General features: G+C 55.5%; 28 protein-coding genes. 26 read left to right on the top strand and 2 right to left on the bottom strand.

What is annotated here, in order from left to right; all coding sequences use genetic code 11:
• Nucleotides 1–10: 10 nt before the first annotated feature.
• The 20 genes from cheY to ACTG2J_RS14705 all read left to right on the top strand — a co-directional run bounded on the left by cheY (nt 11) and on the right by ACTG2J_RS14705 (nt 17,134).
• A complete protein-coding gene (cheY, locus tag ACTG2J_RS14800; RefSeq protein ID WP_005334709.1) occupies nt 11–382 on the top strand; it encodes a chemotaxis response regulator CheY in 372 nt (123 codons plus the stop codon).
• A gap of 12 nt (nt 383–394) precedes the next feature.
• Nucleotides 395–1,135, top strand: coding sequence for a protein phosphatase CheZ (locus ACTG2J_RS14795; protein WP_005353668.1), 741 nt, complete (start codon nt 395–397; stop codon nt 1,133–1,135).
• Between the two features lie 11 nt (nt 1,136–1,146).
• Nucleotides 1,147–3,348, top strand: a complete 2,202-nt coding sequence (locus ACTG2J_RS14790) for a chemotaxis protein CheA (RefSeq protein WP_439997628.1) — start codon at nt 1,147–1,149, stop codon at nt 3,346–3,348.
• Between the two features lie 32 nt (nt 3,349–3,380).
• Entirely contained in the window at nt 3,381–4,496 is a 1,116-nt protein-coding gene (locus ACTG2J_RS14785) for a protein-glutamate methylesterase/protein-glutamine glutaminase (RefSeq protein ID WP_129503544.1), read from the top strand.
• Between the two features lie 2 nt (nt 4,497–4,498).
• On the top strand, nt 4,499–5,236 hold the full coding sequence (locus tag ACTG2J_RS14780; protein WP_439989440.1) for a flagellar motor protein: 738 nt from the start codon (nt 4,499–4,501) through the stop codon (nt 5,234–5,236).
• Between the two features lie 2 nt (nt 5,237–5,238).
• Nucleotides 5,239–6,159, top strand: coding sequence for a flagellar motor protein MotB (locus ACTG2J_RS14775; protein WP_005334698.1), 921 nt, complete (start codon nt 5,239–5,241; stop codon nt 6,157–6,159).
• A 4-nt stretch (nt 6,160–6,163) separates the two neighbouring features.
• Complete coding sequence (locus tag ACTG2J_RS14770; protein ID WP_005334696.1) at nt 6,164–6,958, top strand: ParA family protein; 795 nt, start codon at nt 6,164–6,166, stop codon at nt 6,956–6,958.
• Nucleotides 6,955–7,827 carry a chemotaxis protein CheW gene (locus ACTG2J_RS14765; RefSeq protein WP_113740465.1) on the top strand — a complete coding sequence of 291 codons (873 nt, stop codon included), beginning with the start codon at nt 6,955–6,957 and terminating at the stop codon, nt 7,825–7,827. Before ACTG2J_RS14770 ends, ACTG2J_RS14765 begins: the two co-directional genes overlap by 4 nt.
• Before the next feature lie 69 nt (nt 7,828–7,896).
• Complete coding sequence (locus ACTG2J_RS14760) at nt 7,897–8,385, top strand: chemotaxis protein CheW (RefSeq protein WP_005298836.1); 489 nt, start codon at nt 7,897–7,899, stop codon at nt 8,383–8,385.
• Nucleotides 8,386–8,413: 28 nt separating this feature from the next.
• Nucleotides 8,414–8,791, top strand: coding sequence for a DUF2802 domain-containing protein (locus ACTG2J_RS14755; RefSeq protein WP_005353661.1), 378 nt, complete (start codon nt 8,414–8,416; stop codon nt 8,789–8,791).
• 198 nt (nt 8,792–8,989) lie between these two features.
• On the top strand, nt 8,990–9,634 hold the full coding sequence (gene ccmA / locus ACTG2J_RS14750) for a cytochrome c biogenesis heme-transporting ATPase CcmA (RefSeq protein ID WP_274161148.1): 645 nt from the start codon (nt 8,990–8,992) through the stop codon (nt 9,632–9,634).
• Nucleotides 9,635–9,638: 4 nt separating this feature from the next.
• Entirely contained in the window at nt 9,639–10,307 is a 669-nt protein-coding gene (ccmB, locus tag ACTG2J_RS14745; RefSeq protein ID WP_005353658.1) for a heme exporter protein CcmB, read from the top strand.
• A gap of 170 nt (nt 10,308–10,477) precedes the next feature.
• The gene (locus tag ACTG2J_RS14740) at nt 10,478–11,218 is read left to right on the top strand and encodes a heme ABC transporter permease (protein ID WP_042054451.1); all 741 of its coding nucleotides are present in this window, start codon (nt 10,478–10,480) and stop codon (nt 11,216–11,218) included.
• Between the two features lie 2 nt (nt 11,219–11,220).
• Nucleotides 11,221–11,427 (top strand): heme exporter protein CcmD, encoded by a 207-nt coding sequence (gene ccmD, locus ACTG2J_RS14735; protein ID WP_274161149.1) that lies wholly within the window; start codon nt 11,221–11,223, stop codon nt 11,425–11,427.
• Nucleotides 11,424–11,915 (top strand): cytochrome c maturation protein CcmE, encoded by a 492-nt coding sequence (gene ccmE, locus ACTG2J_RS14730; protein WP_005334685.1) that lies wholly within the window; start codon nt 11,424–11,426, stop codon nt 11,913–11,915. The genes ccmD and ccmE overlap by 4 nt, the downstream gene beginning before the upstream one ends.
• A gap of 82 nt (nt 11,916–11,997) precedes the next feature.
• Complete coding sequence (locus ACTG2J_RS14725) at nt 11,998–13,953, top strand: heme lyase CcmF/NrfE family subunit (protein WP_113740467.1); 1,956 nt, start codon at nt 11,998–12,000, stop codon at nt 13,951–13,953.
• A complete protein-coding gene (locus ACTG2J_RS14720) occupies nt 13,950–14,480 on the top strand; it encodes a DsbE family thiol:disulfide interchange protein (RefSeq protein ID WP_064335794.1) in 531 nt (176 codons plus the stop codon). Before ACTG2J_RS14725 ends, ACTG2J_RS14720 begins: the two co-directional genes overlap by 4 nt.
• Before the next feature lie 11 nt (nt 14,481–14,491).
• Nucleotides 14,492–14,971, top strand: coding sequence for a cytochrome c-type biogenesis protein (locus ACTG2J_RS14715; protein ID WP_043820944.1), 480 nt, complete (start codon nt 14,492–14,494; stop codon nt 14,969–14,971).
• Nucleotides 14,968–16,236, top strand: coding sequence for a c-type cytochrome biogenesis protein CcmI (gene ccmI, locus ACTG2J_RS14710; protein WP_064335795.1), 1,269 nt, complete (start codon nt 14,968–14,970; stop codon nt 16,234–16,236). Before ACTG2J_RS14715 ends, ccmI begins: the two co-directional genes overlap by 4 nt.
• 85 nt (nt 16,237–16,321) lie before the next feature.
• Nucleotides 16,322–17,134 (top strand): MlaA family lipoprotein, encoded by an 813-nt coding sequence (locus tag ACTG2J_RS14705; RefSeq protein ID WP_021229893.1) that lies wholly within the window; start codon nt 16,322–16,324, stop codon nt 17,132–17,134.
• A 112-nt stretch (nt 17,135–17,246) separates the two neighbouring features.
• Here the strand turns inward: ACTG2J_RS14705 and sodB are convergent, their stop codons facing one another.
• Complete coding sequence (gene sodB / locus ACTG2J_RS14700) at nt 17,247–17,831, bottom strand: superoxide dismutase [Fe] (protein WP_019444736.1); 585 nt, start codon at nt 17,829–17,831, stop codon at nt 17,247–17,249.
• Between the two features lie 288 nt (nt 17,832–18,119).
• Between sodB and ACTG2J_RS14695 the strand changes: the two genes are divergently transcribed.
• The 6 genes from ACTG2J_RS14695 (at nt 18,120) to ACTG2J_RS14670 (ending at nt 25,372) form a co-directional block, all read left to right on the top strand.
• The gene (locus ACTG2J_RS14695) at nt 18,120–18,464 is read left to right on the top strand and encodes a Grx4 family monothiol glutaredoxin (RefSeq protein ID WP_005353650.1); all 345 of its coding nucleotides are present in this window, start codon (nt 18,120–18,122) and stop codon (nt 18,462–18,464) included.
• Between the two features lie 360 nt (nt 18,465–18,824).
• Entirely contained in the window at nt 18,825–19,829 is a 1,005-nt protein-coding gene (gene tdcB, locus ACTG2J_RS14690; RefSeq protein WP_005334660.1) for a bifunctional threonine ammonia-lyase/L-serine ammonia-lyase TdcB, read from the top strand.
• Between the two features lie 11 nt (nt 19,830–19,840).
• Nucleotides 19,841–21,172 (top strand): threonine/serine transporter TdcC, encoded by a 1,332-nt coding sequence (tdcC, locus tag ACTG2J_RS14685; RefSeq protein ID WP_019444738.1) that lies wholly within the window; start codon nt 19,841–19,843, stop codon nt 21,170–21,172.
• 199 nt (nt 21,173–21,371) lie between these two features.
• Nucleotides 21,372–22,580, top strand: a complete 1,209-nt coding sequence (gene tdcD / locus ACTG2J_RS14680; RefSeq protein WP_439989441.1) for a propionate kinase — start codon at nt 21,372–21,374, stop codon at nt 22,578–22,580.
• 44 nt (nt 22,581–22,624) lie between these two features.
• Nucleotides 22,625–24,919: a formate C-acetyltransferase gene (pflB, locus tag ACTG2J_RS14675; RefSeq protein ID WP_439989442.1), complete on the top strand. Its 2,295-nt coding sequence runs from the start codon at nt 22,625–22,627 to the stop codon at nt 24,917–24,919.
• A 69-nt stretch (nt 24,920–24,988) separates the two neighbouring features.
• The gene (locus ACTG2J_RS14670) at nt 24,989–25,372 is read left to right on the top strand and encodes a RidA family protein (protein WP_076494278.1); all 384 of its coding nucleotides are present in this window, start codon (nt 24,989–24,991) and stop codon (nt 25,370–25,372) included.
• A gap of 80 nt (nt 25,373–25,452) precedes the next feature.
• Here the strand turns inward: ACTG2J_RS14670 and ACTG2J_RS14665 are convergent, their stop codons facing one another.
• Complete coding sequence (locus ACTG2J_RS14665) at nt 25,453–26,664, bottom strand: RsmB/NOP family class I SAM-dependent RNA methyltransferase (protein ID WP_439989443.1); 1,212 nt, start codon at nt 26,662–26,664, stop codon at nt 25,453–25,455.
• Nucleotides 26,665–26,687 lie beyond the last annotated feature (23 nt).

Below are 26,687 nucleotides of genomic sequence, written 5' to 3'. Positions count from 1 at the left end.
GGACAAGAACATGAAAATCCTCATTGTTGACGATTTTTCAACGATGCGCCGGATTATCAAGAACTTGCTGCGCGACTTGGGATTCAACAATACCCATGAGGCGGATGACGGCAATACAGCGCTGCCGATGCTGAAAAATGGTGACTTTCAGTTTGTAGTTACCGACTGGAACATGCCAGGCATGCAAGGTATTGACCTGCTTAAAGCCATCCGTGTCGATGAGAAGCTCAAGCATCTGCCGGTACTGATGGTAACCGCTGAAGCCAAACGTGAGCAGATCATTGAAGCCGCCCAAGCTGGCGTCAACGGTTACATCGTCAAGCCCTTCACCGCAGCAACGCTCAAAGAAAAACTCGACAAAATTTTCGAACGAATTGGCTAAGGAGCTGCAGGGATGATGGCCAAAACGAGAGCAATGATTTCGCTCGACCAGGCAAGGATGCTTGTTGCTCATCTGGAGCAAGGCGAATTTGAGCTGGCCGATGAACTGCTTGCCGAAGTATGTGCCCCCAACGCAGCCGATCTGTTTGAAAAAGTAGGTCAGCTGACCCGACAACTGCATGATTCACTTCAAGAATTTCGCCTCGATCCCCGTATTCCGGATTTGGCTACTCATGATATTCCCGATGCTCGGGAACGCTTGAGCTACGTTATCGATATGACCGACAAAGCGGCCAATCGCACAATGGATGCGGTGGAAGCCAGTTTGCCGATAGCGGATCGCCTGAATGACAATATCCAGCTGGTGATGCCGAACTGGAATGCCCTCATGTCTCGTGACATGAGCGTGGGACAGTTCAAATCCTTATGTCACCAACTTGATGATTTTATTAAGGCTTCAGAGTCTGATGCCGATAAATTACGGCAACTGCTGACAGAAATCCTGATGGCACAAGATTTTCAGGATTTGACAGGTCAGATGATCCGCAAGGTCATCAAGCTTGTTCAGGAAGTTGAAACAAAATTAATAGAAATGCTGACCATGTTTGGTGAGGCTTCTGCTGAGCATTCAACTCGTAGTATTCCTGTCAACGGGATTGAAGCAGAGGGCCCTATCATGAACCCCGAGGCTCGTGCCGATGTGGTCAATGGTCAGGATGATGTGGACGATCTGCTGTCTAGCTTGGGATTCTAATGGAGTGACGCATGGCCTTCGAAGTTGATGAAGACATACTGCAAGACTTTCTGGTCGAAGCATCCGAAATATTGGAACAGTTGTCTGAACAACTGGTCGACTTGGAAAAGCGGCCCGATGACAAGAACCTGTTGAATGCCATCTTTCGCGGTTTCCATACCGTGAAAGGGGGGGCTGGTTTTCTGTCGCTCGGTGAACTGGTTGATGTATGCCACGGTGCGGAAAACGTGTTCGATATCTTGCGTAATGGCAAGCGAACCGTTACTGCGGAGCTGATGGATGTAATCCTGCAAGCGCTGGATGCCATCAATGTCATGTTCGCCCAGGTTCAAAATCGCGAAGCACCCAGCCCTGCGTCAGATGATTTGCTTCATGACCTCCACGAGTTGTGCAAGCCGGAAGGGGAAGAGCAACTGCGCACTGCTACCAGTGCGGCTGCGGCTGTAGAATCTGAACCTGCAGCACCGGTAGTTGTTGAAGAAGTTGCTCCAGAAGTTGTTGAACCCGCAGCCATCAGCAGCGAGCCTGCTCCTGTCAATGGCGGCGGCTCGATTGATGAAATTTCTGCAGACGAGTTTGAACGTCTGCTGGACGAGCTCCACGGCGTGGGTGGGGCACCGACCAAGACGGTTGCAGCAGCGCCTATCGCTGGTGGCTCTGGCGATATCACCGATGATGAGTTTGAGGCCTTGTTGGACCAGTTGCATGGTCAGGGACAGCACATGGGGGCGCCAGAGGTGAATCCTCTGAAATCGGTGCAAAAAGAGGTGGACGAGCTTATCGATGATGATGAGTTTGAGCGTCTGCTTGATGAATTGCATGGTCGTGGTCAAGGGCCTCAGAGTACTATGGCACCTGCCGCACCTGCCGCACCTGCCGCACCTGCCGCACCTGCCGCACCTGCCGCGGTGACTCCGCCCAAACCGGCCACTCCTGTAGCCAAACCAGCACCGGCTGCCCCCGCAAAACCCGCTGAAGCAGCCAAGGCACCAGCGCCTGCCGCCAAGGCTGCGCCTGCGCCAGCAGAAAACAGTGCCGTGCAAAGCGATACGACGGTGCGGGTGGATACCAAGACTCTCGATGTCATCATGAACATGGTAGGCGAGTTGGTACTGGTTCGTAATCGGCTGGTGAGCCTGGGTATTGCCAGCAATGATGAAGAGATGTCAAAGGCGGTTGCCAATCTGGATGTGGTAACGGCTGACCTGCAAGGTGCGGTGATGAAAACCCGCATGCAGCCAATCAAGAAGGTATTTGGTCGTTTCCCGCGCGTGGTGCGTGATCTGGCCAGAACCCTCAAGAAAGAGATTGAGCTGGTGATGGTGGGGGAAGAGACAGATCTGGATAAAAACCTGGTAGAGGCGCTCGCCGATCCTCTGGTTCACCTTGTTCGCAACTCATGCGATCACGGGGTCGAAATGCCGGATGTGCGAGAGAAAGCGGGCAAACCGCGTCAAGGGACAATAACCCTTAGTGCCTCCCAGCAAGGTGACCATATTCTGCTTTGCATCGAGGATGATGGGGCAGGGATGGATCCTGAGAAACTCAAGTCCATCGCAATCAGTCGCGGTGTTCTGGATGCAGATACTGCCGCTCGCATGAGCGACAACGATGCCTATAACCTGATCTTTGCTCCGGGCTTTTCAACCAAGGCCGAGATCTCCGATATCTCTGGCCGTGGTGTCGGAATGGATGTGGTTAAAACCAGCATTGTCAGCCTCAATGGATCGGTGCATATCGATTCCACCTGGGGGAAAGGTACCCGTCTCGAAATCAAGGTTCCGTTGACGCTGGCCATTCTGCCAACTCTGATGGTGGAAGTGGGTGAGCAGACTTTCGCACTTCCCCTTGGTTGTGTGAATGAGATTTTCCATCTGGATCTGAAAAAGGCCAACATGGTTGATGGCCAGCTCACCATCATTGTGCGCGAGAAGGCGATACCGCTCTTCTATCTGCACAAGTGGTTGATTCGTGGCGCCAACAAGCGTTCACGTCAGGATACCGGACATGTGGTGATTGTGCAGATTGGCACTCAGCAAATCGGGTTTGTGGTAGACAGCCTGATTGGTCAGGAAGAGGTGGTGATCAAGCCACTCGATAATCTGCTGCAAGGCACCCCTGGCATGGCCGGTGCGACGATTACCAGTGATGGCGGAATCGCTCTTATTTTGGATGTGCCGAGTCTGCTCAAAGCATATGCGCGTAGACATTAATAGCTCAGGCCCAAGGAGTTAGAAAAACAACAATGGCAGTCAAGGTATTAGTTGTCGACGATTCGAGCTTCTTTCGCCGTCGGGTGAGCGAGATCATCAATCAGGATCCCATGCTGACGGTGATTGATACGGCCCAGAATGGACGTGAGGCGGTGGACAAGGCGCTGTCACTGCGCCCTGATGTGATCACCATGGACATCGAGATGCCCGTGATGGATGGCATCAGTGCGGTGCGGGAGATCATGGCCAAGTGCCCAACCCCCATTCTGATGTTCTCCTCCCTGACCCATGAAGGGGCCAAGGCTACGCTGGATGCGCTGGATGCTGGTGCCCTAGACTTCTTGCCCAAGAAGTTTGAGGACATTGCCAGAGACAAAGATGAAGCGGTCAGACTGTTGCAACAGCGGGTAAAGGAGATTTCCCGCAAGCGCTTCCTGATGACATCAGCTGCTCGCCCCAAAGCACCTGAACCGGTTGCTCGTGCTCCGCTGGGTAGCCCTGCGCCCAGATCTTCAGATCGTCAGCCTGATCTGCAACGCACTGTGCCAAGTGCCTCATTCAAGCGCAGTGGCAAGAGTTATCAGTTGGTGGCGATCGGGACTTCTACCGGCGGACCTGTTGCTTTGCAAAATGTGCTGACCAAGTTGCCGGGGGATTTTCCCCATCCAATCCTGCTTATCCAGCATATGCCAGCCACGTTTACTGCCGCATTTGCTGCCCGTCTCAACGGGTTATGTCAGATTGGCGTCAAGGAAGCGGAAGATGGCGATGTGCTTAAACCCGGGCATGCCTATCTTGCTCCCGGTGGTAAGCAGATGCTGTTGGAAGGTCGTGGGGTAGGGGCTCGCATTCGCATCGTGGATGGCAACGACAAGGTCAATTACAAGCCTTGTGTGGACATCACCTTTGCCTCTGCGGCCAAAACCTATGCCGACAAGGTACTGGCGATTGTGCTGACCGGTATGGGCGCAGATGGCCGTGATGGCGCCAGACTGCTGAAAGAGCAGGGATCAACCATCTGGGCTCAGGATGAGGCTTCCTGCGTGGTATATGGTATGCCGCAAGCGGTAGCCAAAGCGGGGATTGCCAGCGAATCACTCCCTCTGGACAAGGTGGCCCAGCGTATTCTGGTTGAGTTGGGGCGCTAATCATGGGCTTGCTCGGTCTGCTCCTGGCATTGGGGGCTATTGCCATTGCCCAACTGTGGCATGGCGGCTCCCTGTTGACGTTGGTGGACGGCCCCGCTTTTTTGATCGTGCTGGGTGGTACCGTTGGTGCCGTCACGTTGCAGACTCCAGCCAAGTACATCCTGCTGGCGTTGCGCCAGCTGTTATGGATTTTTACCCCTCCCCGCCAGGATCTCGCGACGCAGGCCGAACGGTTGCAGTCATGGGCCGTCTTTGCGCGCCAGCAAGGGCTGCTGGCTCTTGAAAATCAGGCTGAGCAGGAGGAAGACAACTTTACCCGTCAAGGGCTTGGCATGATTGTCGATGGGGTATCCACGGAGGATATTCGCATGTTGCTCGAAGCCGATATCGATATCGAGCAGGAGCGTAATGAACATGCCGCCAGGGTATTTGAAGCTATGGGGGGGTACAGTCCGACCATCGGGATCATCGGTGCCGTGCTGGGCCTGATCCAGGCCATGTTTCATCTCGAAGACCCGTCAGCGCTGGGGGTGGGTATCGCAGTGGCATTTGTGGCAACCATCTATGGAGTGGGGTTTGCCAACCTCATCTACCTGCCTATCGCCAACCGGCTACGCGCATTTCACTATCACTATGCACTCTTTCAGGAGATGACCCTGGAAGGGCTGCTGGCTATCGCCCATGGTGAAAACGGCTTGCAGGTTGAACGCCGGCTCAGGGCCTATTTGAAAGGAGAGTAGCCATGCGCAAGCGCTATCGGTTGCACTTGCAGGGTCGCGAGCATCTTGACCGCTGGCTGGTCTCCTATGCCGATTATATGACGCTGATCTTTGCCTTGTTCGTGGTGCTTTACTCTGTTGCGCTGGTGAACAAGGACAAGTATCGCGCGGTGATTGATGGTATGAGCCAGGCGTTCAGTGTCATGCAGTCTGGCGGCAATGGCTTGCTTGAAGGGCAGGGTAATTCCCTGCTGGATAACCCGGTATCTGCCTCTCCATCGTTGCTGGAAAGCCCAGCATCCCCCTCTCCTTCACTTGCTCCTATTTCTGGTGTGCCAGTGCTGCAAGATGGCGCGACACTTGCAAAACTCGATATGCAGTTGCAACAGAGCATGGGCTCGCTGGTGGATGCCGGTATCGTCAAACTGACGCAAGATGAGAACTGGCTGACGGTTGAACTCAGTTCCGGCTTGTTGTTTGGCAGCGGCAGTGCCTTTTTGGGACCAAACGCTGCACCGGTCATTAATACTCTTTCAAGTATTCTCAAACCGGTCGATAACTATGTAAGGGTTCGGGGTTATACCGATAACCAACAGATAAATAATGAAATTTATCGTTCTAACTGGGCGCTTTCTGCTGCTCGGGCCGAAGCGGTACTCAATGGTTTGATTGCAGATGGGATCGCCCCCCAGCGTCTGGCGTTCGAGGCATATGGCGAGTTTTCCCCTTTTGCTGACAACGGCAGCGAGCAGGGCAGACTGCAGAATCGCAAGGTTGTGGTCGCTATCTCCAAATTTGCCTGGGTGCCGCCGGCACCTGTGGTTGCAACACCGACGGTAGTTGCTGAACCGGTTCCTGCTGTACAGCAGGCGGTGGATGCAGGAGAGATAAAGGTGATCACCTTGCCCGGTGGTGGCATACGCATAACAACAAGGCAGGATTGATACAGTGATTGTTTGGACGGTTGCCAACCAGAAAGGTGGTGTGGGTAAAACCACCACAGTGGTCTCGCTTGCGGGGATCCTGGCCCAGCGTGGCCAGCGGGTGCTGTTGATTGATACCGACCCCCATGCTTCGCTGACTGCATATCTTGATTTTGATTCAGATCGCCTGGATGGAACCCTCTATGAGTTGTTTCAAGCTGTCAAACCGACAGCCGAGCTTGTCAATAAACTGACGCTCAAGACCAAGTTCGAGAATATCAATTTACTACCCGCATCTATTACCCTTGCGACCCTTGATCGGGTGATGGGCAATCGTGAGGGGATGGGACTGGTACTGAAGCGGGCACTGCTGCGCATTCAGGATCAATATGATTACGTGCTGATCGATTGCCCGCCAGTGCTGGGGGTGATGATGGTCAACGCGTTGGCTGCCTGCGATCGCATTCTGGTGCCTGTCCAGACCGAATTTCTGGCCCTCAAGGGGTTGGAGCGGATGATGAAAACATTCGAGATCATGCAGCGTTCCAAGCGTGACAAGTTCCGTTATACCGTGATCCCGACCATGTTCGACAAGCGCACCCGTGCCTCTCTGATGACCTTGAAGTCGATCAAGGATCAATATGGGGATTCGGTGTGGAATGCGGTAATCCCTATTGATACCAAGTTTCGGGATGCCAGCTTGCTGCATATCCCCCCGTCTATCTATTCTCCCGGGAGTCGTGGAACCTATGCATATGAAACGCTGCTCAATCATCTTGATGCCCTTGAGCGGCAACGGGTTCATGAGGTGACGGCATGAGAGATACCATTCAAGTTCGGGCGATGGATGACTATTTCCACTCCCTGCTGCTCGATGAGCCGCTGGTGCTGGATGAGGTGGAAGAGGTTCAATCTGCCCCTGTTTTACAGTTGCAACGTCAGCCCCAAAGCGTCCCCGAGGTAGTCGCCGCACCTTACCTTGAAAGCGATCCACGGCTTGCCCAGCTCGGTGAGCTATTGGCTCAGGTGGGACAAGTCCAGTTTGAGAATGACGCCTTCACCCAGGAAGCAACTCTCACCGCACCGCTGGAGATTGTGGCAGAGGAGTCACTGCTGCCGGTGGAGCCTGAGTGGCCTGCGGAGGTGCTGCTCCCCGAGGTTGCGGAACCCCATACTACTATCCTGACCGAGACGGCGCTGGAGGTTGCTCCGGTAGAGGCCAGTGAACCTGTTACCTGGGAAAATATCGATACCGGTAAAGAGTTTCAGGCCCTTTTCTTTGAAGTCGCGGGCGTGACGTTTGCGGTGCCGTTGACCGAGCTGGGTGGTATTCATCAGCTGGGCGAGATCACCTCCCTGTTTGGCCAACCGGGTTGGTACAAGGGGATCATGACCTCCCGCGAGCAGAAGATGAATGTGGTCGATACTGCCCAGTGGGTCATGCCGGGTCAGCATCTCGAGATGGATGATTACAAGTATCTGATTATGCTTGGTGAATCGCCGTGGGGATTAGCCTGCCATCATCTCAAAGGGACTGAATTGTTACACCGTGACCAGGTGAAATGGCGCCATCAGGAGGGCAAGCGCCCCTGGTTGGCGGGCATGGTTAAAGAAAAAATGTGTGCCCTGTTACACGTCCGCGAACTGCTCCTGTTGCTGGAGCGTGGGGTTAACATAGAAGGTCGCTGATAACTTCTGCAATCGAGCTGTTTTATTGCTAGTTTTAGCAGTAGACGTTTTCATAAAAGGAATAAAAACATGACAGAAAAGCGCAATATTGCACAGAATCTGGCCGAAGATGAAGTGCTGCAATGGGTAACCTTCCAACTGGAAAACGAAACCTACGGCATCAATGTGATGCAGGTTCAGGAGGTGTTGCGCTACACCGAAATTGCACCGGTGCCGGGTGCGCCTGAGTACGTACTGGGGATCATCAACCTGCGTGGCAATGTGGTGACTGTCATCGATACCCGTTCCCGTTTCGGTCTGCCTTCTGGTGATGTGAGTGAAAACTCCCGGATTGTGATCATTGAGGCCGAGAAGCAGGTGATCGGCATCATGGTCGACAGCGTGGCTGAAGTGGTTTATCTGCGCTCTTCCGAGATCGATGCGGCACCTGCGGTCGGTACTGAAGAGAGCGCCAAGTTTATTCAGGGGGTGAGCAACCGCGATGGGCAACTGCTGATCCTGGTTGACTTGAACAAGCTGCTCTCCGATGAAGAGTGGGAAGATATCGGTTCCCTCTGATAAGTAAGGTGATGTTTTGATAATCGAGATGGTTGCCTTGGGGGTGTCCCTGATTGCCTTGGCGTTTGCCTCTTATATCTGGTTCAAGAGCAAGCGCAGCAAGCAGGAGTCCGAGGCCAGTGTGGCAACGCTGCAAGGTCAGTTGGAAAGCTTGCGCAAGCAGATGATGGAGCTCCATACCGGTGCCATTGGCATGGGGCAGCGTCTGCAGTCGGTGGAAGGGGCGATGCAGCAGGTCAATGAGCGCCAGCAAGAGCTGACCATGCAGGATCCCGAACGCAGGCTCTACAGCCGAGCGGCCAAGATGGTCGAACTGGGCGCCGATCTTGATGAAGTCATGAGTGAGTGCGAGTTGCCAAAGGCAGAGGCTGAGCTCTTGATATCGTTGCGAAAAGGTCGCTCTTGATGATTCAGGAAGGCAATTGCCTTCCTGAATTTTATGGCGTGCAGCCGCTTGTCCCCCAGCTGCGTTGAGCGAGTAGTTTCTACCGTATTTTCTTTGTGATCCCGGTCGCCAGTCAGTTCAATTGTTGCATCTTTGAAAAGACGTATTCCAATACTGTGTTAAGATGCAGACCGCTTCATTTTCTCTGAAAAAATCCCCATGCTGCTTCAAGTTAACAATCTGAGCTGCGTGCGCGAAGATCGCACTCTGTTTGAACACCTCTCTTTCTCTGTTGCGCCCGGCGATCTGGTGCAAATTGAAGGGCCCAACGGGGTTGGCAAAACCAGCTTGTTGCGGTTGTTGACCGGGCTGTCGCAGCCGTTTGCCGGTGAGGTGTGCTGGAATGGGGAAAATATTCGTCGCTGTCGTGATGAGTATCATGCCAATCTGCTCTATCTCGGCCATCAGCCGGGTGTCAAAGCGGCGCTGACCCCTTTTGAAAACCTTAAGTTCTACCAGCAGTTACATCACCCGCAGCAAACAGAGACTGACTTGTGGCAGATATTGGCCAGGGTAGGGCTGGCCGGATTTGAAGAGAACCCGACCGGGCAACTCTCTGCCGGTCAGCAACGCCGGGTGGCTCTGGCCAGACTCTGGCTGTCACAGAAACCGGCACTCTGGATCCTCGATGAGCCCTTTACCGCCATCGACAAACAAGGGGTCAAGGTGCTCGAGCAGCTTTTTCTGGCCCACGCCGAGCGGGGCGGCATGGTGATCCTCACCACCCATCAGGATCTGACCCTGATGCAGGGACGGCTGAAGACTCTCTCGTTGACCCCCTTCGCCTCGACATTGCAGGAGTAACGCCATGTTGCGCGCTGTTATGCACCTTATTCACCGTGAACTGCTGATGGCTCTGCGCCAGCGTTCCGATATTCTCAATCCGCTCTGGTTTTTCCTCATCGTCATCACCCTGTTTCCGTTAGGGATTGGCCCGGAGCCCAAACTGCTGGCCCGTATTGCCCCGGGGATCATCTGGGTAGCGGCGCTATTGGCGGCCATGCTGTCGCTGGAGCGACTGTTTCGCGACGACTTTGCCGATGGCGCGCTGGAGCAGATGATGCTGATGCCGCACCCGCTGGGCTTGCTGGCGCTGGCGAAAGTGGTCGCTCACTGGCTGCTGACCGGATTGCCGCTGCTGCTGATCTCTCCCTTGCTGGCGATTTTGCTGTCGCTGGATATGAACACTTATCTGGCTGTCGTCGCGACGCTGGCACTGGGCACTCCTGTATTGAGTCTGCTCGGCGCGGTCGGGGTTGCGTTGACGGTGGGATTGCGCAAAGGCGGGGTTCTGCTCAGTCTGCTGATCCTGCCGCTCTATATTCCGGTACTGATTTTTGCCACCTCAGCCATCGATGCCGCGGGGATGAGCTTGCCCTATGGCGGGCAGCTTGCCATTCTGGCCGCCATGCTGGTGGGGGCTTTGACACTGACGCCGCTGGCTGTGTCGGCGGCGTTGCGGGTCAGCCTCAACTGATGGCCGTGAGCTGAACCGGATTTGGCTCCGAACGGAGTCTTTTTGCAAAAAATAATGTTGCGATGGATCAAGGAGAGTGCCGCTTATTGCTTTCGGGGTATTTGATGCTGCCCTGCGGTCGGTATGGTAGGCCTCGCCAAACGATTAATAACAAAAAGGTTTTGTGAGCTATGTGGAAATGGTTGCACCCTTATGCCAAACCGGAGCGTGCCTATCAGCTGGCAGGCACGCTGTTGCCCTGGTTTGCGGTGATTAGTCTGCTCTCGTTTGTGATCGGTACTGTCTGGGGCCTCGCGTTTGCTCCGGCAGATTACCAGCAGGGAGATTCGTTCCGGATCATCTATATCCACGTGCCTTCCGCCATTCTCTCCATGGGGGCCTACTCCACCATGGCGGTAGCCGCCTTTATCGGCCTGGTGTGGCAATTGCGGATGGCGGACATGACGGTTGCAGCCATTGCGCCGGTCGGCGCCGTATTTACCTTTATTGCCCTCTTTACCGGTGCCGCCTGGGGCAAGCCGATGTGGGGAACCTGGTGGGTGTGGGATGCGCGACTCACCTCTGAACTGATCCTGCTGTTTCTCTACCTCGGCGTGATAGCCCTCTACAACGCCTTCAGTGACAAGGTGGTCGCTGGCCGTGCCGCCGGCATTCTTGCACTGGTCGGGGTGATCAACCTGCCCATCATTCACTACTCGGTGGAGTGGTGGAACACCCTGCATCAGGGGGCCACCATCACCAAATTTGACAAACCCTCCATTTCACCCGAGATGCTCTGGCCGCTGCTGATCATGATCCTGGCATTTGCCTCGTTTCTCGGTGCCCTGACCCTGATGCGTTTTCGCAATGAACTCCTGATGCGGGAGTGGCATCGCCCCTGGGTCAAAGAGATTGCAGAGCAGGAGAAGTAAGCATGCACTTTGCCTCTTTCAGTGATTTTATGGCGATGGGCGGTTACGCCTTCTATGTCTGGCTCTCTTTTGGCCTGACGTTGGTGTGTCTGGTCGGCATCATCATTTCTAGCCGCATGAAAACCCGCAGCCTGCTCGGTGAGTTGCGCAGCAAGCAGGCGCGTGAGGCCCGTCGCAAGGCGGCCCAGCAGATGGAGAACACCCTATGAATCCGAGACGCAAAAAACGCCTCACCATCATTCTCGCCATTACCCTGGGTCTGGCGACAGTCAGCGGGCTGGTGCTCTACGCCCTCAGTCAGAATATCGACCTCTTCTACACCCCGAGCGAGCTGGTGGAGGGGAAGGGGCCGGACAAGATCAAGCCGGAAGAGGGACAGCGCCTGCGCATCGGTGGATTGGTCGTACCGGGATCGGTACAGCGGGATCCCCAGAGCCTCAAGGTTGCCTTCAAGCTGGTGGATAACGGCGGTCATCTGGTGAAGGTCGAGTTTGACGGCATCCTGCCGGATCTCTTCCGTGAAGGGCAGGGGATTGTTGCCCAGGGCACCCTCAAGGATGCCACGACCGTAGAGGCGTTCGAGGTGCTGGCCAAGCACGATGAGAACTACATGCCGCCGGAAGTGGCCGATGCCACCAACGGTATGCACTTCAAGCCGGAGTATACCGAGGCGCAGTTGAAGGGAGCCAAGCAGTGATCCCTGTGGTGTTTGCCTTTTCCGCTTTGCCTGCCGTGCGTGGTGCGGCTGTTGTCACCGTTCAATTGAAAGGAATGCCTTCATGATCCCGGAATTAGGTCAGTTTGCGCTGATCCTGGCCTTTGCCACCGCCCTGCTGCTGGGCAGCTACCCGCTGCTAGGCGCTAGTTGGGGGCGTCTTGGCATGATGTCGGCGGCCCGTCCGCTCGCCTATGCCCAGTTTTTGTTGCTGCTGCTGTCGTTTCTCTGCCTGACCTGGGCCTTTATCGATAACGACTTCACCGTGCAGTATGTGGCCACTAACTCCAACAGCCTGCTGCCGCTCGCCTATCGCATCTCGGCGGTATGGGGGGCCCACGAAGGTTCCCTGCTGCTGTGGGTACTGACCCTGGGTGGCTGGACTGCGGCGGTGGCCATGTTCAGCCGCCGTCTGCCGCTTGATGCTGTCGCGCGGGTACTCGGTGTGCTGGGGCTGATCTCGGTCGGCTTCACTGCCTTCGTGCTGTTCACCTCCGATCCCTTCACCCGCACCTTGCCCTATTTCCCGGTAGATGGTCGTGACCTCAATCCGCTGCTGCAGGATCCGGGTCTTATCTTCCATCCGCCGATGCTCTACATGGGTTATGTGGGCTTCTCGGTGGCGTTTGCCTTCGCCATTGCCTCGCTGATGACCGGCCGTCTCGATGCGACCTGGGCCCGCTGGTCGCGCCCCTGGACCATGGCGGCCTGGGTATTCCTGACCCTTGGCATCGTGCTCGGCTCCTGGTGGGCCTACTACGAGCTCGGTTGGGGCGGCTGGTGGTTCTGGGATCCGGTAGAAAACGCCTCCTTCATGCCCTGGCTGGCGGGTACCGCTCTGCTGCACTCGCTGGCGGTGAGCGAGAAGCGCGCCACCTTCAAGGCGTGGACCGTGCTGCTGGCCCTCTCTGCCTTCTCGCTGAGCCTGCTGGGTACCTTCTTGGTACGCTCCGGCGTGTTGGTGTCGGTGCATGCGTTTGCCTCCGATCCGACCCGCGGCCTGTTTATTCTCGGCTTCCTGCTGGCGGTGATCGGTTCATCCTTGCTGCTGTTTGCCTTTAAAGGCTCGCAGGTGAAGAGCCACGGCAAACACGAGCTGTGGAGCCGCGAGACCCTGCTGCTTTGCAACAACATCATGCTGGTGGCGGGTCTGCTGACCGTGCTGCTCGGTACCTTGCTGCCGCTGGTGCACAAGGAGCTGGGGCTGGGGAGCATCTCTATCGGTACCCCCTTCTTCAACCACATCTACAGCTGGCTGATCATCCCGTTTGCCCTGCTGCTGGGGGTTGGCCCGCTGTTTCGCTGGCGTCGTCAGGAGCTGGGGGAACTCAAAAGCAAGGTGGTCGTGGCACTGGTACTGAGTCTGGCCGCAGCCTTGCTGTTGCCGCTGCTCTTTGCCGAAACCTTCAAGCCGTGGGCGGCGGTAGGGATTGGTCTGGGTGCCTGGATCATCGTCACCAGCGTGCAGGAGACCTGGGCGCGAGCGACCCATAAGCACAGCTTTGCAGTCGGTGTGCGCAAGCTTGGCAACAGCCACTGGGCCATGATCCTCGGCCATGTGGGGCTGGCAGTCAGCATCATAGGTATCGCCTGCACCCAGAATTACAGCATCGAGAAGGATCTGCGAATGCAGGCGGGTGATCGGGTGCACTTTGCCGATTACGAATTCGTCTTTGCCGGGATCAAGGAGAAGAACGGCCCCAACTACGATGGCTTCAAGGGCGTGCTGGAAGTGCACAAGAATGGCAAGCAGGTCGCCCTGCTCAAGCCCGAGAAGCGGATGTACAAGGTGAGCCGGATGCCGATGACCGAAGCTGCCATCGATGCCGGCATCACCCGCGATCTCTATGCGGCGCTGGGGGAACAGCTCGACAACGGGGCTTGGGCGGTGCGGATCTACTACAAGCCGTTCGTGCGCTGGATCTGGTTCGGCGGCGTCTTTATGGCCATTGGTGGCGTGCTGGCGATGCTCGACAAGCGTTACCGTTTCGGCCGTCGTGAGGAGGAGGCCAAGGCATGAACAAAAAGACCTGGTTGTTTTTAATCCCCTTTATCGTCTTTTTGCTGGGGGCTGTGTTCCTGTTCAAAGGGCTCTACTCCGATCCCACCAAGCTTGAGTCCGTGATGGTGGGCAAAGAGGTGCCGGTGTTCACCCTGCAGGACATTTACGATCTGAAAAAGCAGCACGATCGCAGTATCCTGACCGGTCGCCCCATGTTGCTCAACGTCTGGGCCACTTGGTGCCCGACCTGCTATGGCGAGCACACCTACCTCAAACAGCTGGCAGGGCAGGGCATTCCCATCATCGGCATGAACTACAAGGATGAGCGCGACAAGGCGATCAAATGGTTGGCTGAGCTGGGCAACCCCTATCAAGTCAACCTCTATGATCCGGACGGCATGCTGGGGCTGGATCTCGGGGTATACGGCGCGCCGGAGACCTTCTTTATCGACAGCAAGGGGATCATCCGGTATCGCCACGTGGGGGATATCAACCCCGAGAACTGGGCGTCGACCCTCAAACCCATCTTTGATGCCATGAAGTGAGGGGAGTCTTGATGAGAGTATTGATTGCTTCCCTGCTGCTGTTGCTGGGATGGGTGGTGCAAGCGCCGGCCATGGCCGCTATCGATGTCTACACCTTCGACAACGACAATCAGGAGCAGGTCTTTCGCGAACTGACCAAGGAGCTGCGTTGCCCCAAGTGCCAGAACCAGGATATCGCCGACTCCAATGCGGGGCTGGCCAAGGACTTGCGCGACAAGACCTACCAGATGGTGCGCGAGGGCAAGGATAAAGAGGAGATCGTGGATTACATGGTGGCCCGTTACGGCAACTTTATCCTCTATAACCCGCCCCTGATGGCCTCCACCCTGATCCTCTGGCTCGGCCCTCTGCTGGTGATCCTGATCGGTGGCGCCGTGGTCGTGATGCGCAGCCGCCGGCCCCCTGCGGTGAAAAAACAACTGGATAACGCCCTGAGCGAGGAGGAGCAGCGCCGACTGGCCGAGCTGCTCAAAGAGGAAGAGAAACAATGACCGCTTTTTGGATAGTTATTGCGGGCTTGCTGGTGCTGGTGAGTCTGGCGCTCGTCGTGCCGCTGTGGCGTGGTGAAGGCAAACAGAGCATCAGTCGCTCGGCGCTCAACAAACAGCTCTATCGCCAGCGGCTGCTGGAGATTGGCGAAGAGCGCGAGCAGGGTGTCCTGGCTGAGGAGTCCGACTCGCTGGTCGAGCTGCAACGAAGCCTCCTGGATGATATCCCCGATGTGGAGCAGACTGCCCGCAGTGGCAAGAGTCTGATCTGGATCCCGGGTGTACTGGTGCTGTTGGTGGTGAGTCTGGGGCTCTACTACAAGTTGGGCTCCTGGCAAGAGGTGAGTCGCTGGCAAGATGCCAGCAGCCGTCTTGGCGAGCTGAGCAACCGCATTCTGGTGGAACGCGATGCCCAGGTGACCGAGCAGGATCTGCTGGATTTCACGCTGGCACTGCGTACCCGCCTCAAGGATGAACCGAACGACTACCGCGGCTGGCTGCTGCTGGGACGTTTGGCGCTGGATGGCAATGATCCTGAAATGGCCAGCGAGGCGCTGGAGCGGGCCTACACGCTGGCTCCCCAGAAATCGCTGGTGGCGGTGCCCTACGCGCAGGCGCTAATGATGACGGGGGATGAGGCGCAAGCGGATGCCCTGTTGCAAGCGGCTATCGCGCAGGATCCGGACAATATCGAAGCACGCTCTGTCTATGCCTTTATGGCGCTGCAAAAAGAGGACTTCCAGACCGCGCTGTCTCGCTGGCAGGCGATGTTGCCACTGATGGAGAAAGGTACCCCCCGTTACGTGATGGTCGAGCGCTCCATGGAGTACGCCCGCGCGCAGCTCAAGCAGCGCGGCATCGAGGTGACGAATTCAGGCGCAGCCAAAGCGGGCGCAGTTGAGGGACAACCGCTGGCGGTGAAGGAGGGGGAATTCCCCATCCACGTCACGTTGGCGGCGGGCATTCAGATGCCGGAAGATGCCCATCTCTTCGTCTTTGCCGTGGTGCCCAACGGGCCGCCCATGCCCATCGCCGTGAAGCGTATCGCAGGGCCAACCTTGCCTGTTACCCTGTCACTCGGGGATGGCGATGCCATGATGGAAGGCAGCAAACTGGCGGCCTATCCGGAGCTGCAGTTCAAGGCGCGTCTCTCGCGCGGTGGCAATGTGATGAACAAGGAAGGAGCCTTCGAAGGGGTATCCGTGCCGGTCAAGACGGCCGAGATCCCTGCTGCTCCGATTGACATCCGTATCGATCACGCCCTCTAATATGCCTTTGGATAACCCGGCTCCTGGATAGGAGCCGGGTTATCTATACTTCTGATAAATCAAAATAAAACGTCAGGACAATCATATGTATCTTCGTTCAGGGGCCATACTGGCAGCCCTCTTGCTGGCTGGCTGTGCCGGTGGTCCACCCAAGCCTGGCCCAGAGAGTCTGGATCTCAATCCCGGCATGAATAATCCGGGTGCCACCAGTACGGCGGCCGATCCGCGCGATCCCTTCCAGGGGGCCAACCGGGCCATGTGGGCGGTCAACTATGATGTGCTGGAGCCCTATGTGGCACGTCCTGTGGTACATGCCTATGCCCGCTACATTCCGGTTGGGGTGAAGGATGGCATTGCCAACTTTGTTGCCAACTTTGATGAGCCAAGCAGCATGGTGAACCATCTGATCACCGGTGATTTGAAGGGGGCGGGCACCAACCTGGGGCGCTTTACCCTCAACACCACGGTCGGTCTGCTGGGTATCTTCGATGTGGCCAAACATGCCGGCCTCGAGCGTAACAAGCTGGAAATGGACACAGTGCTGGGCAGGGCCGATATCGGTAATGGTGCCTACATCATGGTGCCTGTCTACGGCCCGACTACCACCCGGGAGCTGGTTGGTGACACCATTGATACCATCTATTTCCCCTATGCCTTGCTGACAATCCCGCTGAGGGTTACCCATTGGGTGCTAGATGGCTTGGGTAATCGCGCCAAGCTGATCGATCAGGAGCGGATCATCGACAACTCCCTCGATCCTTATGCGCTGACCAAGGACTTCTACCTGCAATATAACCAGGGCAAGGTGACGGGCAAGCAGACCGAGCTGAAAGCGTCTCAGCAAGAGCAGGCCGACGATGCCAATCTGGATGAATATATGGACGAGTTGGACCAGTAAACGGGTCATCTCGATATGTAAAAGGCGCCTGCGGGCGCCTTATTCATTTTCGCAGCCATATCGAGATAAAAAAACGCCCCGCAGTGCGGGGCGTTTTGGCAAGCGAGGCTGATTAGGCAGCCAGATTCTTGGCCACGAATTCCCAGTTAACCAGAGCCCAGAAGGTTTCCATGTACTTCGGACGCAGGTTGCGGAAGTCGATGTAGTAGGCGTGCTCCCACAGGTCAACGGTCAGCAGCGGGGTGGTACCGGCTTCAGTCAGCGGGCAGCCAGCGTTGGAGGTGTTGACGATAGCCAGAGAGCCGTCAGCTTTCTTCACCAGCCAAGTCCAGCTGGAACCGAAGTTGCCGATGGCAGATTTGGTGAAGGCATCTTTGAACTCGGCGAAGGAGCCGAATGCCTTGTTGATGGCCTCAGCCAGGGCGCCAGTCGGCTCGCCACCGCCATTCGGGGAGAGGCAGTGCCAGTAGAAGGTGTGGTTCCAGATCTGGGCGGCGTTGTTAAAGATGCCGCCGTTGGAGGTCTTGATGATCTCTTCCAGAGACTTGCCTTCAAACTCGGTACCCGGCACCAGATTGTTCAGGTTGACCACGTAGGTGTTGTGGTGCTTGCCGTGGTGATATTCCAGAGTTTCCTGGGAGATGTGCGGTTCCAGAGCGTTGATTGCATAGGGCAGAGCGGGAAGTTCGAATGCCATTTTCTACTCTCCATTGGCTGGACCGTGCGAAGGCGACGGTTGCAAGACATTGCGTACTCTTTTCTATATGTGAAAAGAGTTGTTTTTAAAATAATGGGGCTGGGTAGCCCAAAGCCAAGGGATTGTAGCAGTATCAAAGATGGCCTAACAACTCTTGATTGGCGCCATGATCGCGATCAATCCAGTGTGGGTTCTTTGCACAATTCGAGCCGGGTCACCCCTTTGTCAGTTTGTGCTCGGGCAAGATTGCAGTAGAATGGCCGCCGAAATCGCTCTAGTGAGGCACCTATGGAAACTATTGAAAAGATTAAGCAGCAGCTGGCTGACAACCCCATCATCATCTACATGAAGGGCTCCCCCAAGCTACCCAGCTGTGGCTTCTCTGCCCAGGCCTCCCAGGCTCTGATGTCCTGCGGCGAGCCGTTTGCCTACGTTGATATCCTGCAAAATCCGGATATACGCGCCGAATTGCCAAAATTCGCCAACTGGCCGACCTTCCCCCAACTGTGGGTTGAAGGTGAGCTGATCGGTGGCTGTGACATCATGATCGAGATGTTCCAGGCTGGCGAGTTGCAGGCTCTGATCAAAGAGACTGCTGCCAAGTACAAGAAAGATGATGCTGCAGCCGAGTAATCGGTTTTGTGTTGTCGAGAGGGAGCCTTATAGGCTCCCTTTTTTATTGTCCCGGTTCTGGCAGGCAAGCAACTGATTGCCGGTTGCAAAAAGCAACGAAATTGCCCTTAAAAATCTAATCTTTACGGCTTTGTTTTGGAGTTGTTAATTATATTCTTTGCCAATATCTGATTACTTTTTTTAATCCATTTGGATTCAAGTGTTGCTGCCATCACATTTTTTGATAATTTCACCGTAACGCAGTCTCTTTGTAGATTTTTTTTGTGTTTATGCTCACATTAATTGCAAGTGATAGAACCTAGTATCGCTTCGCCCTGTGAAATAAAACCCTACAAATTAATAAATAAAAAGAGATTTGCGATGAAGATGTATAGCAATCTGCCCATTGGTCTTCATGATATTACTGAAGCCAAAAAAAGACTGACCAATCATATATACAAGACCGCGCAACTACCCTCTAACTACATCAGCGAACGTTGCCATGGCGAGGTTTACCTCAAGCTTGAAAACATGCAACGTACAGGCTCTTTTAAAATTCGTGGCGCCTTCAACAAGCTCAGTTCATTAAGTCTGGAAGACCGACAAAAAGGTGTTGTCGCCTGCTCGGCGGGCAATCATGCCCAAGGTGTATCACTCTCCAGTGCTATGCTGGGAATTGATGCCAAGGTGGTCATGCCTTGCTGTGCCCCCAAATCAAAAATTGCTGCAACCAGTGACTATTCAGCCAAAGTGATCCTCCATGGAAATAGCTTCAATGACACCATTGCCAAAGTCAGCGAAATCGTGGAGATGGAAGGCCGCGTATTTATCCCCCCCTTCGACGATGCAAAAGTAATTGCCGGCCAGGGCACCATTGGCCTGGAAATTATCGAAGATTTGTATGATGTCGATAACATCATAGTGCCGATCGGTGGCGGTGGTTTGATTGCTGGTGTTGCCATGGCTATCAAATCTATTAATCCGACCATCAAGGTGATTGGTGTGCAATCCGAGAATGTGCACGGTATGGCGGCCTCTTTCTATGCCGGTACCATGACCAATCACAGAACCAGCAGCACGCTGGCCGATGGCTGTGATGTGGCAAGACCCGGTTCACTGACCTTCGAAATCGTCAAACAATTGGTGGATGATATTGTACTGGTCACCGAGGATGATATTCGTCATAGCATGGTTGACCTTATTCAGCGCAACAAGGTGATTACCGAAGGGGCGGGAGCTCTGGCCTCGGCAGCGCTGCTCAGTGGCAAGCTGAAACATTATGTCGAAGGTAAAAAGACCGTCAGCATTATTTCGGGTGGCAATATTGATCTGACCCGGATCGCCGAAATTATCGAACAGAACAATATTCGTCAATTTAGCCTGTAAGGAATGCAGTCATGATATTAGACAGTGTTGTCACCGGCAGTAAAGAGAATACGCGTGCATGGCGTAAATCGGATACCACATGGGGATTAGGTCTGTTCGGTACTGCTATCGGGGCGGGAGTCTTGTTCTTTCCAATCCGGGCCGGATATGGTGGCCTGATCCCAATATTAATCATGCTGGTGCTGGCTTACCCCATTGCATTTTATTGCCACAGAGCGTTGGCCAGATTATGTCTTTCTGGCAGTAATCCATCGGCAAATATTACCGAGACCGTTGAGGAGCATTTTGGCAAGATGGGTGGAGTAGTAATTACCTTCCTCTATTTCTTTGCCATCTGCCCACTGCTGTGGATATATGGAGTGACGATCACCAATACCTTTATGGCATTTTGGGAGCATCAACTACAGTTGGTTCCGCTTAATCGAGGTGTGGTTGCACTGGCATTGTTGATGTTGATGGCATTCGTGATCTACTTCGGTAAAGATCTGATGGTCAAGGTGATGAGCTATCTGGTCTTTCCCTTTATTGCCAGTCTGATCGTTATATCTCTCTCCCTTGTCCCGTACTGGAACAGTGCCGTCTTTGATCAGGTCAATCTGAGCGAGATATCGATGTTTGGTCACGATGGTATTCTGGTTACCGTCTGGCTGGGGATCTCCATCATGGTCTTCTCCTTCAACTTCTCGCCGATTGTCTCCTCTTTCATCGTCTCCAAACGGGAAGAGTATGAGCAGGAGTTCGGTCGTGATTTTACCGAGAAGCGCTGCTCGAAGATTATCTCCGGTGCCAGCATGCTGATGGTGGCCGTGGTGATGTTCTTTGCCTTCAGCTGCCTCTTTACCCTGTCACCGCAAAATATGGCGGAAGCCAAAGCCCAGAACATTCCGGTGCTCTCCTATCTGGCCAACCACTTCTCCTCAATGACGGGCAGCAAGTCTGCGTTTGCCACCACTTTGGAGTATGCGGCGTCCATCATTGCGCTGGTTGCCATCTTCAAATCCTTCTTTGGCCACTATCTGGGGACGCTGGAAGGGTTGAACGGCCTTATCCTCCGCTTTGGCTACCAGGGCGACAAGAGCAAGGTTTCCAGTAAAAAACTCAACATGGTCAGTATGTTGTTCATCATGGGTTCGACCTGGCTGGTCGCTTATGTGAACCCCAACATCCTCGACCTGATTGAGGCAATGGGGGCGCCAATCATCGCATCCCTGCTCTGTCTGCTGCCGATGTATGCGGTGAGCAAGACACCGGCACTTGCAAAATATAAAGGTCAGGCCAGCAACCTGTTTGTCACTATCATCGGTGTGCTGACCATCCTGAATATAGTTTCCAAGCTGTTCTGAAAACCTTTTCTGCAAGTCATCAACCATTCAGGCCCCCCTGGCGGGGTCTGGATGGTGCAGTCAGACATGAGCAATAACCGGTTCTTCGTTGGCCACAATTATGTGGGCCCTGGGTAAGGCTTGCCGTTTTTTGACTTTCTGTTTATGGCGAAATGCCCTGACTGCAGTGACTTGACACTATTAATCTCGAGGCGATGTAATGAAGTTTGATTCGTTGGTTCTGGTTATCAATTGCGGCTCCTCATCGGTCAAATTCTCGGTACTGGAGAGTCAATCCTGTGAGGTGGTGATATCCGGTATGGCGGATGGTATTGAGACGGCCCATCCCCAATTGCAAGTGGGTAAAGAGCCCGCTATGTCATTACCTGAAAATAACCACACCTGTGCATTGGCTGCCATCGCGGCGGAATTGAAAAAACGGGATCTGCTGGATGCCATTGCACTGGTGGGTCATCGAATTGCTCATGGTGGTAGTGAATTTAGCGAAGCGGCCATCATTGATGAACATGTATTGGCCAAAATAAAGCAGGTGTCACCCTTGGCTCCCCTGCACAATCACGCCAATTTATGCGGTGTGATGGCGGCTCGTCAGCTATTTCCCACACAACCCCAAATTGCGGTATTTGATACCGGTTTTCACCAGACCCTGAAGCCGGAAGCCTATATCTATGGGCTGCCTTACCAATATTTGCAGGATTACGGCGTGCGCCGCTATGGCTTCCACGGTACCTCCCATCGCTATGTGGCCGAGCAGGCTTGCGTATTTATGGGGCTGGATGAGCAGCATGCCGGTCTGGTCATCGCCCATCTGGGCAATGGCGCCTCTATTTGTGCGGTACAGGATGGCAAGAGCGTCGATACCTCGATGGGGATGACGCCGCTGGAGGGGTTGATCATGGGCAGCCGCAGCGGCGATATCGATTTTGGCGCGCTGGCCTATATCGCCAGCAAGACAGGACAATCCATCGAGGATATCGAGCGGGTATTGAACAAGCAGTCCGGCCTGCTGGGTATTTCGGGGCTCTCCTCCGATATGCGGGTATTGGAAGCTGCCTATCACGAAGGACATCCCGGGGCAAAATTGGCCATTCACGCTTTTGTCCATCGTATTGCCCGCCATATCGGCGGCCATGCCACCTCATTGCGCCGACTGGATGCCGTTATTTTCACCGGCGGGATCGGCGAGAACTCGGCCTTTATCAGAAAGCTGGTATGCGAACGACTTCAGGTATTTGGCGTAGCGATCAGCGAGCCGTTTAACCAGCGTCCCAATAGCGAGGGCTGCCGGGTGATTTCGGCGGCAGAGTCCATGGTACTGGCGACGGTTATTCCCACCAATGAAGAGAAAATGATCGCGCTGGATGCCATTCGTCTGGGGCAGCAGGTTCGTCAGGCCGAGTGCGTCTGACATCTTCCACTGTAGTGTCATGAGTAGTGAATGAGGTTTATTTGATGAAAGTTGATATGCAATTGGATCAGGATAAATTCCGTCAGGCATGGCAAGGGTTTGCCGGTGAAAACTGGAAGCACGAGATCAACGTCCGTGATTTTATCCAGCAGAACTACACCCCCTATGAAGGTGACGAACAGTTTTTAGCAGATGCGACCGAAGCGACCACCACTTTGTGGAATAAGGTGATGGAGGGGATCTGCATTGAGAATGCCACCCACGCACCGGTCGATTTTGATACCAATATTGCCACGACCATTACTGCCCACGGGCCGGGTTATATCGAGCAAGGGCTGGAAAAGATTGTTGGCCTGCAAACCGACAAGCCCCTTAAAAGAGCACTGCACCCATTTGGCGGTGTAAATATGATCCGCAGCTCTTTTGAAGCATATGGCCGGGAGATGGATCCCGAATTTGAATATACCTTCAGCGAATTGCGCAAAACCCATAACCAGGGCGTGTTCGACGTCTACTCTCCCGAGATGTTGCGCTGCCGAAAATCGGGGATTTTGACCGGTTTGCCGGATGGTTACGGCCGTGGTCGCATTATCGGAGATTATCGTCGGGTCGCGCTCTATGGCATAGATTATCTAATCCGTGAGCGGGAACTGCAGTTTGCCGATCTGCAACCGGCCCTCGAGCGTGGCGAGAATCTGGAGCAGGTGATCCGTCAGCGCGAGGAGCTGGCAGAGCACAAGCGGGCACTGGTGCAGATCAAGCAGATGGCGGCCAGCTACGGCTTTGACATCTCCGGGCCAGCACGCACGGCGCAGCAGGCAGTGCAGTGGCTCTACTTTGCCTATCTGGCGGCGGTGAAGTCGCAAAATGGCGGGGCCATGTCCCTCGGTCGTACCGCTACCTTCCTCGACATCTATATCGAGCGGGATCTTAAGGCGGGGCTTATCAGCGAGCAGGATGCCCAGGAGCTGGTTGATCACTTCATCATGAAGATCCGCATGGTACGTTTCCTGCGTACCCCCGAGTTTGACTCCCTCTTCTCCGGCGACCCCATTTGGGCGACCGAGGTGATTGGTGGCATGGGGCTGGATGGTCGCACCTTGGTGACCAAGAACTCCTTCCGCTACCTCCACACCCTCAAGACCATGGGGCCGGCGCCTGAGCCCAACCTCACGATCCTCTGGGCGGAAGGATTGCCGCGGGCCTTCAAAACCTATGCCGCCCGTATCTCCATCGATACGTCATCCCTGCAGTATGAAAACGATGACCTGATGCGCAACGACTTCGAGAGCGATGACTACGCCATTGCTTGCTGCGTGAGCCCTATGGTGATCGGCAAGCAGATGCAGTTCTTTGGGGCCCGTGCCAATCTGGCCAAGACCCTGCTTTATTGCATCAACGGCGGGGTGGACGAGAAGCTTAAGATCCAGGTTGGCCCGAAAGTGGCGCCCATCATGGACGAGGTGCTGGATTACGAGACCGTCATGGCCAGCCTCGACAGCTTTATGGATTGGCTGGCGGTGCAGTACATCAGCGCGTTGAACCTGATCCACTACATGCACGACAAGTACAGCTATGAGGCCTCGCTGATGGCGCTGCACGATCGCGACGTCTATCGCACCATGGCCTGCGGCATTGCCGGTCTGTCGGTGGCGGTCGATTCGCTGGCGGCCATCAAGTACGCCAGGGTCAAGCCGGTGCGCGATGCCGACGGGCTGGCGGTCGATTTCGTGATTGAGGGGGAGTATCCCCAGTACGGCAACAATGACGAGCGGGCCGACTCTATCGCCTGCGATCTGGTCGAGCGCTTCATGAAGAAGATCCAGGCGCTGCCGACCTACCGCAATGCGGTGCCAACTCAGTCGATCCTGACCATCACCTCCAACGTGGTCTATGGCCAGAAGACCGGCAACACCCCGGATGGCCGTCGCGCCGGTGCGCCGTTTGCGCCGGGGGCCAACCCGATGCACGGCCGGGATCGCAAGGGGGCGGTCGCCTCGCTGGCCTCGGTGGCCAAGCTGCCGTTCAAATATGCCAAGGACGGGATCTCCTACACCTTCTCCATCGTGCCGGGGGCGCTCGGCAAGGAGCCGGCCAATCGCGAGAGCAATCTGGTGGGGCTGATGGATGGCTACTTCCATCATGAGGGGGATTTGGAAGGGGGTCAGCACCTCAACGTCAATGTGATGAATCGCGAGATGCTGCTGGATGCCATCGACAATCCGGACAAGTACCCCAGCCTGACCATCCGGGTCTCCGGTTATGCGGTGCGCTTCAACGCCCTGACCCGCGAGCAGCAGCAGGACGTCATCTCCAGAACCTTCACCAACATGATGTAACTCTCATGCCCGGGGTGAGCAGGCTTGCTCCGGGCCTACTTTTTGTTTGTCAGCACGAGGAAGTAACAGATGCGACAGGTTATCACTACCAAGGCGGCGCCGGGCGCCATCGGCCCCTATGTGCAGGCCACCCGGATTGGCAACATCCTATACACCTCCGGTCAGATCCCGCTGGACCCGGTGAGCGGCGACGTTGCGGAGGGGATCGAAGCGCAGACCCTGCGCTCCCTGCAAAACGTACAGGCGATTGTCGAGGCGGCAGGCGGCGAGGTGCGCAACATCTTCAAGACCACTGTGTTTGTCTCGGATCTGAACGACTTTGCTGCGGTGAATCAGGTCTACAACGACTTCTTCACCGAGCACGATGCCATGTATCCGGCTCGCTCCTGCGTAGAAGTGGCTCGGTTACCGAAGGATGTGAAGATCGAGATAGAGGCGATTGCTGCGCTGTAACCCCATCGGGAGTGGGTCTGCAAGCCAAAACAGAGCGGCTGCCAATGGCAGCCGCTTTTTCTATCTGGTCATCGGGCAGATCAGGCGATCCGTTCGATACGAGCCATGTAGAAACCGTCGAAGCCGGTCTCTGACGGGCTCACGGTGTGATCGTCACGCAGACAGAAGTTTTCGTTGGCGGCGAGGAACTTGTCCACCTGCTGACGGTTTTCCTCGGGCAGGATGGAGCAGGTTGCATAGACCAGCAGGCCGCCGACTTTCACCATCTGGCTGTAACGCTGCAGGATCTCTTCTTGCAGCGCGACCAGCACCGGCAGACGCTCGGCGGTATCACGCCACTTGGCATCCGGATTGCGCTTGAGGACGCCCAGACCGGAGCAGGGCACGTCCAGCAGTACGCGGTCGGCGCTCTCTTTGAGGCGCTTGACGGTCTTGCTGCTGGTGATGACCCGGGTCTCCACGTTGTGGGCACCGGCGCGACGGGCGCGTTGCTTGAGGTTCTCCAGCTTCCACTCTTCCACATCCATTGCCAGCAGACGGCCTTTGCCTTGCATCATGGCGGCGATATGCAGGGTCTTGCCACCGGCACCGGCGCAGGCGTCGATAACGCGCATGCCCGGGGTGACTTCCAGCGCAGCTGCAACCAGCTGGGAGCCTGCATCCTGCTGTTCGAAGCAACCATCGGCAAAGGCCTTGGTACGGAACAGGGCGGCGTCAGAGGTGACCTGCAGGGCAGTCTCCACACCTTCAACCGGAATGGTGGTGACCTGCTCTTTGGCCAGCATGGCCTGCAGCTCATCACGGGTGCACTTGAGGGTGTTGACCCGCAGGTAACGCTTGGGCATCCAGGCCAGGGCAGCACGCTCGGCAGGCCAGGCTTCACCCAGCTGCTCGCTTCCCAGTTTCTCCAACCAGCTCGGGCAACCATCCATCAATACCGGGTTCTTCTTCGCCTCGGTCAGACGGCGGCGGAATGCTTCTTCATTGAAGCGATCCAGGGTCGGGTGGTTGGGCTGGGCAATTTTGTGGAATGCGTGCCAGCTGTGAAGCAGCGGCCAGACATTCTTTTCGGCCTGACGCACCTGAATACCGGTGAGGAAACAATAGAGGCTGAGACGGCGCAGCAGGTCGCCGGTGACCAGGGCAATCCTTGCCTGTTCTTGCGGTTTGAGTTCGATGCCGGAGAACTGACGGGCATAAGCGCGGTCGAGGGTAAGACCCTGACCGAGCACATCGTCAACAATGGCAACGACCAGATCCCCGAAACGGGGCAACAGTGGGGATTTGAGCATGAGATTAACCTTGGCCAGATAAA

This window comes from Aeromonas sp. 6P (genome assembly GCF_051919525.1).
Taxonomy (GTDB): domain Bacteria; phylum Pseudomonadota; class Gammaproteobacteria; order Enterobacterales; family Aeromonadaceae; genus Aeromonas; species Aeromonas veronii.
The sequence above is the reverse complement of the archived record's forward strand: the minus strand, read 5'-3'. Positions and strand labels throughout refer to the sequence as shown.